The 8,430-nt window shown below is 69.3% G+C and carries 6 protein-coding genes; 4 read left to right on the top strand and 2 right to left on the bottom strand.

From position 1 onward, the window contains the following. Together QZ753_RS11270 and QZ753_RS11275 are read right to left on the bottom strand one after the other, a co-directional pair. The coding region (locus QZ753_RS11270; protein WP_294643771.1) for a bifunctional diguanylate cyclase/phosphodiesterase at window positions 1-1,666 on the bottom strand (1,666 nt) is incomplete at its 3' end. Window positions 1,667-1,788: 122 nt separating this feature from the next. Then, entirely contained in the window at window positions 1,789-2,721 is a 933-nt protein-coding gene (locus tag QZ753_RS11275; protein WP_294643773.1) for a polyprenyl synthetase family protein, read from the bottom strand. A 204-nt stretch (window positions 2,722-2,925) separates the two neighbouring features. Here QZ753_RS11275 and fni point away from each other — a divergent pair, with 204 nt between their 5' ends. The 4 genes from fni (at window position 2,926) to QZ753_RS11295 (ending at window position 7,099) form a co-directional block, all read left to right on the top strand. After that, complete coding sequence (fni, locus tag QZ753_RS11280) at window positions 2,926-3,969, top strand: type 2 isopentenyl-diphosphate Delta-isomerase (protein WP_294643775.1); 1,044 nt, start codon at window positions 2,926-2,928, stop codon at window positions 3,967-3,969. A gap of 73 nt (window positions 3,970-4,042) precedes the next feature. Beyond that, on the top strand, window positions 4,043-5,086 hold the full coding sequence (locus QZ753_RS11285; protein ID WP_294643777.1) for a class 1 fructose-bisphosphatase: 1,044 nt from the start codon (window positions 4,043-4,045) through the stop codon (window positions 5,084-5,086). A 1-nt stretch (window position 5,087) separates the two neighbouring features. After that, on the top strand, window positions 5,088-5,765 hold the full coding sequence (gene rpe, locus QZ753_RS11290) for a ribulose-phosphate 3-epimerase (protein WP_294643778.1): 678 nt from the start codon (window positions 5,088-5,090) through the stop codon (window positions 5,763-5,765). Between the two features lie 275 nt (window positions 5,766-6,040). Beyond that, window positions 6,041-7,099 carry a TerC family protein gene (locus tag QZ753_RS11295; RefSeq protein WP_294643780.1) on the top strand — a complete coding sequence of 353 codons (1,059 nt, stop codon included), beginning with the start codon at window positions 6,041-6,043 and terminating at the stop codon, window positions 7,097-7,099. Window positions 7,100-8,430: the final 1,331 nt, after the last annotated feature.

Consider the following 8,430-nt stretch of genomic DNA (forward strand, 5'->3'; position numbering starts at 1 on the left):
TCAGGATCGAGGCCACCTCGTCGTGATTGGTGACGATCGCGGTCTCGGTCAGTTCGATCGTCAGGCGCTGCGGCGGCAGGCCGGTCTCGGCGAGGGTCCGGGCGACGAGGGCGGGGAAGCGGATCGAGCGGAGCTGCAGCGCCGACACGTTGACGGCGACATAGAGCTCCGACGGCCAGGCCGACGCCGCGCGGCACGCCGCCTCCAGCACCCAGCGCCCGATCGGCACGATCGCGCCGGAGGCCTCGGCGACCGGAATGAATTCGGCCGGCGACACCGGGCCGCGCATCGGGTGCGTCCAGCGCAGGAGCGCCTCGTAGCCCCGGATCGCCAGCGTCTCGGGGTCGACGATCGGCTGGTAGTGCAGCCGGAACTCGTCGCGCTCCACCGCGGATTGGAGATCGCCCTCCATCTGCGCGCGTTGCCGGTCGGCCTCGCGCATACCCGGCGTGAAGCGCACGACCTGCCCGCGGCCACGGCGCTTGGCCTCGTAGAGCGCGGCGTCCGCCCGGCGGGTGATCGTGTCGGCGTCCTCGGCGTTCTCGATGCTGCAGATGCCGATCGAGCAGCCCGACAGGATCTGGTGCCCGTCGATCTCCATCGGCTCGCGCAGGGCCGCACCGAACTCGTGCGCCATCTGTGCCGCCGATCCCGGGTTGTCGAAGACGAGGGCCGCCAGTTCGTCGCCGCCGATGCGGTAGCCGTAGGTGCCCGGACCCATCGCGGCCTGGAAGCGCCGCGACACTTCGCACAGGAGCTTGTCGCCGGTCGCGTGGCCGTAGGTGTCGTTGATCGTCTTGAAGTGATCGAGGTCGATCATCATCAGCTTGAACCAGCGCCCTTCGGCGAGCGCCTGGTCCATCTTGAGCTGTAGCGCGCGGCGGTTGGGAAGGCCGGTGAGGGGATCGCGGTAGGCGAGGTCGATCAGCGACCGGTCCGCCCGGTTCCGCTCGTCCATGTCGATGATCGAGGTCGACAGGCCGGTGCCGACGATGAGGAGGCCAAGGATCGCGATCGCGAGCGCGACACCCGTCGAGGCGACCCCGGCCGCCATGTCGGGCACGGCGAGCGGCGTCACCATCACGGCCTCCATGCCGAGAAGATGCAGCGCGAGAATGCCGAGGGACATCATGCCCGCCGACATCAACTCGCGCCGGCGCCCGGCCGAGCGCCGCTGGATCCAGAGCGCTGCGGTGCTGCAGGCCGCGGAGGCCGCGAGCGAGAGGCCGACGACGCCGCCGTTCCAGTGAACGACGCCGGCGACCTGATAGCTGAACATGCCGAGATAGTGCATGCCCCCGACCGAAAGGCCGAGCATCACGCCTCCGACCGCCGTGCGAAGACGGGTCGGAACGCGCCCGGACAGCACCAGCGCGACGCCGGCGCCGATGATCGCCACCAATATCGACAGGACGGTGAGGAACGGATCGAAGGTCGCCGGGACGTCGGGCCGGTAGCCGAGCATGGCGATGAAATGCGTCGTCCAGGTCGAGATGCCGGCGCTGATCGCGGCGAGGAACAGCCAGCCGATCCGCGCCATCCCCTCGAAGGAGCGACTGCGCGAAAACAGGGTCATGGTCACGAACGCGCCGCAGGCACACACGACGGCCGCGAGGACGAGGAGCGTCAGCTGGTGTTCCAGCACGAGGCAGGTGGACAGGACCATGAACGGCTCTCCGTTGACGGTCCACCATGGTCATGGCGACGTGAAAAAAACCGTAGCGTGTACCGGAAATTGCGAACTGTCAGGGCCGGATACGAGCGCGGCGGCCGGCAGCTCGCGCTGCGTCAGCGCCGGCCGCTCTCCTGTTCGATCGCCGGCGCGGCGGTCGCCGGTGTGGCGCGGCCGAGGCCCGCCAGCCGCACCACCAGCGCGTCGAGGCGCGAGTTCGCGCCGAAGACCGTCTCGAGATGGGCGCGCGCGGTGCCGATGTGACGCTCCACCAGCCGTTGCGTGCGCTCGACGCCGACCAGCGCCACCACCGTCGACTTGCCGGCGTCGCGCCCGACGTCCTTGCCGATCGCGGCCGGGTCCGACGTGAGGTCGAGAAGGTCGTCCATCAACTGGAAGGCGAGGCCAAGCTCGCCCGCGAAGGCGGAGAGATTGGCGCGCTGGCCGGGCGTCGCACCGGCCACGATCGCACCGAGTTCGACGGCCGACAGGAACAGGGCGCCTGTCTTGCGGCCGTTGGCGTCGCCGATGTCCTGCGCCGAGCGGGGGCCGCGGCCGCCGCGAAGGTCCTGGTACTGGCCGCCAACGAGGCCGAGCGATCCGACCGCCGAGGCCAGCACCCCGACGGCCGCATTGCGGCGCTCGGGCGCCAGCCCCTCGATCCGCGACAGGACGGCGAAGGCCTCCGTCAGCATGGCGATCGAGGCGAGCACCGCGACGTCCTCGCCGTGTCCGCGATGGATCGCCGGCCGGCCGCGCCGCAGCGCCGCGTCGTCCATGCAGGGCAGGTCGTCGAGAATCAGCGAGGCGGCGTGGACCATCTCCACCGCGCAGCCGGCGTCGAGCGCGGCGTCGAGCGGGCCGCCGAGATCCTGCGCCACCATGGCCGCGATCAGCGGGCGCAGGCGCTTGCCGGGCGCCAGCAGGCTGTCGCGCATCGCCGCCTCCAGCCCCTGCTGGCCCGCCAGAACCACGGGCACAAGCTCGATCAGCCGCGCTTCGATCCGGGCGAGAAGAAGGGTGTTCGGGCCGTTGGTGGAGAGGGTCATCGCGTCTTCGTCACTTTCGGCGCGGGACATGCCGGATGTCACCGTGGGCAGAGTTCTGTACGAAGTTGTAGCACGGGCCGGCGTCGCTGAAAGCCGCCGGGCCGGGAGGGGGACGGAATGCGACGAATCGACGTAGCGCGCCTCACGCCCGACGATGGCATGCGGGAGGCTCGATTGGACGGCGGGACGAGGAACGGGACGGGCATGGGCGAGCAGACCGGCGGCATCGCCGCCCGCAAGGGCGACCATCTCGACATCGTCCTGTCGCCGCGCCTCGCCGGCCGCCAGGCCGACACCGGCTTCGACGCCGTGCGCTTCGAGCACGCGGCCCTGCCCGAGCTGGACCTCGACGCGATCGATTTGGGAGCGCGGCTCTTCGGACGCACGCTTCGTGCACCGATCCTGATCTCGTCGATGACCGGCGGGCCGGAGCGGGCCGGCGCGATCAACGCGCGCCTTGCCGAGGCCGCCGATCACCTCGGCCTCGCGATCGCCGTCGGCTCGCAGCGCATCGCGCTGGAAGGGCGGGGCGCGGGCGGTCTCGACGCGGGGCTCCGCCGCCGCGCCCCGAACGCGCCGATCCTCGCCAATATCGGCGCGGCGCAGCTCGTCGCGGGCTGGGGACCGGACGAGGCGCGGCGCGCCGTCGCGATGATCGAGGCCGACGCGCTGATCGTCCATCTCAACCCCCTGCAGGAGGCCCTTCAGCCGGGCGGCGACCGGCGCTGGAGCGGGGTCCTCGCCGCGATCGCGGCGCTGGTCGAGGCCGTGGAGTTTCCGGTCGTGGTCAAGGAGGTCGGCGCCGGCATCTCCGGCCGGCTCGCACGCGGGCTGGTCGATGCCGGCGTGGCGGCGATCGACGTCGCGGGCGCCGGCGGCACCAGCTGGGCGGCGATCGAGGCCGAGCGGACCGCCGACCCGCGGGCGCGCGCCGCCGCCCTTCTCTTCTCCGACTGGGGCATTCCGACTGCCCGCGCTATTCAGGACGTGCGGGCCGCCTGTCCCGAGACCGTGGTGATCGGCTCCGGGGGCGTGCGCAACGGCCTCGACGCCGCGCGCGCGATTCGCCTCGGCGCCGACCTCGTCGGCCAGGCCGCGGCCGGCCTGCCGGCGGCGGACCGCTCGAGCGAGGCGGTGGTCGCCCATTTCATGCAAGTGATCGAGGAGCTGCGGATCGCCTGCTTCTGTACCGGTTCGGCCGATCTCGGGGCGCTGCGCCGGGCGCCGCTCCTGTCGCCCGAGCCTTGAGACCCGCTTTCCGTTTGCCGCGGGCGTGTCCCATCCGCTAATCCGGGCCGACCACGGTTTCGACGGAGGACGCATGAGCACGCTGACGCAATATCTCGAGGCCCATGCGGCGGCCGGCTCCCGCCAGCGCGACGTCGCGGCGCTGATCGAACGGCTGGCCGAGGCGGCAGGCTCGCTGCAGCGCCTGATCTCGACCGGCGCGACCGGCGATGCGGGCGCGGCCACGGGCCCGGCGGGCGACCCGAACGGCGGCGGCGACATCCAGAAGGTGCTCGACCGCGAGGCGGACCGCCTCTTCCTCGATGCCGCCAGAGCCGCACCCGTCGCCTTCTACGGCTCGGAGGAGCAGGACGAGGCGGTGGTGCTGAACGAGGGCGCAAGCCTTGCCATGGCGATCGACCCGCTCGACGGCTCGTCGAATATCGAGACCAACGTGTCGATCGGCACGATCTTCTCGATCCTGCCGGTCGGCGACGCGCACCGCGCCGACCCGTCGAGCGTCTTCCGGCAGCCGGGCCGCGCGCAGCTGGCGGCCGGCTTCTTCGTCTACGGCCCGCGCCTCATGCTGGTGGTGACGCTGGGCGAGGGCACCCACGCCTTCGGCTGGTCGCCCGAGACCGGCGCCTTCACGCGCATGGGGCCGCTCAACATTCCCGCCGTCGCCAAGGAATATTCGATCAACGCCTCCAATGCCCGCCACTGGGACGAGCCGGTGCGCCTCTACATCGAGCGCTGCCAGGAGGGCGCGGAGGGCCCGCGCGGGCGCGACTTCAACATGCGCTGGGTCGCCTCGATGGTGGCCGACGCCTACCGCATCTTCGTGCGCGGCGGCATCTACATCTACACCGGCGACCGCCGGAAGGGCTACGATCGCGGCCGCATCCGCCTCGTCTACGAGGCGAACCCGGTCGGCTTCTGCGCCGAGCAGGCGGGCGGGGCGGCGAGCGACGGGCTCCAACCGATCCTCGACATCGTGCCGGAGGGGCTGCACCAGCGCACGCCCGTCGTCTTCGGCTCGCGCGAGGAGGTCGTCGAGTTCGCCCGCGTGATGGCCGACCCCTCCAGCCTCACCGAGACCTCGTCGCTCTTCGGCCAGCGCCCGATCGGGGGCATCTGAGGTGGGCGGCGACATCCTCATCGCGCCGTCGATCCTGTCGTCCGACTTCTCGCGGCTCGGCGAGGAGATCGCCGCCGTCGACCGGGCGGGCGCGGATTGGATCCATCTCGACGTGATGGATGGGCATTTCGTGCCCAACATCACCTTCGGCCCGCCGGTCGTGGCGGCCGTGCGCGGCGCCTCGAAGAAGTTCTTCGACGCGCACTTGATGATCGAGCCGGCCGACCCGTATCTTGAGGCCTTCGCCAAGGCGGGCTGCGACGGGATCACCGTGCACGCCGAGGCCTCGACCCATCTCGACCGGACGCTGCAGGCGATCCGCGGGCTCGGCTGCAAGCCGGGCGTCGCGATCAATCCGGCAACGCCCGAGACCGCGATCGAATACGTCCTCGACCGCGTCGACCTCGTCCTGGTGATGACGGTGAACCCCGGCTTCGGCGGACAGAGCTTCATTCCGGCGGCGCTGGAGAAGATCCGTCGCCTGCGCGTGCTGATCGGCGACCGGCCGATCCGGCTCCAGGTCGACGGCGGCGTCGCGCCCGACACGATCGGCGCGATCCGGGCGGCCGGCGCCGACACGTTCGTCGCGGGCTCGGCCGTCTATCGGGGCGGTACGGAAGTAAGCTACCGTGACAATATCGCCAAGCTTCGCGAACACGCCGGTCTCAACAAAGCGTGATGGCTTTCAAGTAACGGCGCGCAATCCCCTGGATTCAACCGGTTAGTCCGAAACCTCCGGCGCCGCCGTTTCTCCGCTTCTCTCCCATCGTCAAGATTTGTGGCGGCGGGATGTTGCATTGCGGCAGCAATTGCACACCTAAGCGGCCGCACGCATGGGTTCGGGGAGTTGCGAGGTGTCGCGATCGTCCCAGCTATGCAAGCGAGAGCGCGGCCCCTGCGGCCTTTACCAGTTTCGAAGCCGCATCCAGGACGGGCGGCGCTTAGGAGGGATCGTTGGAGCAAACACTTTCGGATGCGGCGGCACAAACGGCCGTGACGGGCGTCTCGCCCGACGTCGTGCCGACCTGGGTGTGGCTGGCCACCATCGCGGCCATCGGCGCCCTCTTCGTCTTCGACTTCCTCACCCACGTCCGAAAGCCCCATGAGCCGACCTTCAAGGAATCGGCCTTGTGGTCGACCTTCTACGTCGGTCTGGCGCTGCTCTTCGGTTGGGGCGTCTGGCACTTCTGGGACCGCCAGCACGGCATCGAGTACTTCGCCGGCTTCGTGACCGAGAAGTCGCTCTCGGTCGACAACCTCTTCGTGTTCGTCATCATCATGAAGAGCTTCCTCGTGCCGCGGGCCTACCAGCAGAAGGCGCTGCTCATCGGCATCGTGATCGCGCTCGTCATGCGCGGCATCTTCATCGCGCTGGGCGCGGCGGCGATCGAGCGCTTCTCCTGGGTGTTCTATCTCTTCGGCCTGTTCCTCCTCTGGACGGCGTGGAAACTCATCGTCGAGAGCCTCAAGCACCAGAAGACGACCGACGAGGAGTACGAGCCGAACTCGATCGTGAAGTACTTCCAGCGCCACCTGAACACGACCGACGACTATCGCGGCAACCAGCTGTGGGTGATCGAGAACGGCAAGCGCCTGTTCACGCCGATGTTCATCGTGATCCTGGCGCTCGGCATGACCGACCTCCTGTTCGCGCTGGACTCGATCCCGGCGATCTACGGCCTGACCGACGCGCCCTACATCGTCTTCACCGCCAACGCCTTCGCGCTGCTCGGCCTCCTGCAGCTTTACTTCCTGATCGGCGGGCTGCTCGATCGCCTCGTCTATCTCGGCATCGGCCTGTCGCTGATTCTCGCCTTCATCGGCCTGAAGCTCATCGTCCACGCCGTCGAGGCCAACACGCTGCCCTTCCTCAACGGCGGCGAGCCGATCGCGGTGCCGTCCTGGATGCACATCGAGATCGAGCAGTCGCTCATGGTCATCATCGGCATTCTCGTGGTGACCACGGTGGCGAGCCTCCTGAAGAGCCGGGCGGACGGGCGCAAGATCCAGTAGCCTCGGTCCATCGGAACCGCACCCGACGAAGCCGGCCCTCGTGGCCGGCTTTTTCGTGTCTGGCGCCCAAGCGCGCCAAAGCCGGGGACGGCACCCCCCGTGCCTCTTGCCCCGCCCGCGTTTTCCCGTTCACATAGCCGCCGGACGCAACGGCATCTCGGCCCGGTGCGAGCGACACGGAACTGTCACGCGTCGGTGATAGTCCCCGCTCGGCCGGAGGCTGAGCGCTGTTGGCGCGGCATGCCCATCGCAGGACAACGTCAGGAGAGCTGGATGATCGGGACTTTGAAACAGGGCGTGTCGCTTGCGGTGCTCGCGAGCTTCGCGCTGGCCGCTGCCGCGACCGGCGCGCAGGCGCAAGGGATGGACGCACTGGTCGAGGCCGCCAAGAAGGAAGGCTCGCTCACCACGATCGCCCTGCCGCACGACTGGTGCAACTACGGCGAGATGATCTCCGGCTTCAAGGCGAAGTACGGTCTCCAGGTCAACGAGCTGAACCCCGACGCCGGCTCCGCCGACGAGATCGAGGCGATCAAGGCGAACCAGGGCAACACCGGCCCGCAGGCGCCCGACGTGATCGACGTCGGCCTGTCGTTCGGCCCGCAGGCCAAGACCGACAAGCTGATCCAGCCCTACAAGGTCGCGACCTGGGGCGAGATCCCGGCCGACGCCAAGGATGCCGACGGCTACTGGTACGGCGACTACTACGGCGTGCTCACCTTCGAGGTGAACAAGGACATCGTGTCTAGCGTGCCGCAGGACTGGGCCGACCTCCTGAAGTCCGACTATGCCAACTCGGTCGCGCTCGCCGGTGACCCGCGCGCCTCGGCGCAGGCGATCCAGGCCGTCTACGCCGCAGGTCTCTCGAAGTCGCCGAACGGCTCGGCCACCGAGATCGCCGATGCCGGCCTCGACTTCTTCAAGCAGCTGAACGCGGCCGGCAACTTCGTGCCCGTCATCGGCAAGCCGGCCTCGCTCGCTCAAGGCACGACGCCGATCATGATCCGCTGGGACTATAACGCCCTGTCGAGCCGCGACACCTTGAACGGCAACCCGGCCGTCGAGGTCGTGGTGCCGAAGACGGGCGTGCTGGCCGGCGTCTACGTCCAGGCGATCAGCGCCTACGCGCCGCATCCGAACGCCGCCAAGCTCTGGATGGAGTACATCTACTCCGACGAGGGCCAACTGACCTACCTCAAGGGCTATTGCCACCCGATCCGCTTCAACGCGATGGCCAAGGCCGGCAAGATTCCGCAGGATCTGCTCGACAAGCTGCCCCCGGCCGCCGACTACGAGAAGGAGATCGGAAGAGCATCGTGTAGGGAAAGAGT

Origin of the sequence: uncultured Aureimonas sp., assembly GCF_913775355.1 — a bacterium.
Lineage (GTDB): Bacteria > Pseudomonadota > Alphaproteobacteria > Rhizobiales > Rhizobiaceae > Aureimonas.

What these genes read in the sequence shown, in the direction of transcription:
- QZ753_RS11275 (WP_294643773.1), bottom strand. Translation starts at nt 2,721, where the DNA reads ATGACCCTCTCCACCAACGGCCCGAACACCCTTCTTCTCGCCCGGATC.
- fni (WP_294643775.1), top strand. Translation starts at nt 2,926, where the DNA reads ATGGGCGAGCAGACCGGCGGCATCGCCGCCCGCAAGGGCGACCATCTC.
- QZ753_RS11285 (WP_294643777.1), top strand. Translation starts at nt 4,043, where the DNA reads ATGAGCACGCTGACGCAATATCTCGAGGCCCATGCGGCGGCCGGCTCC.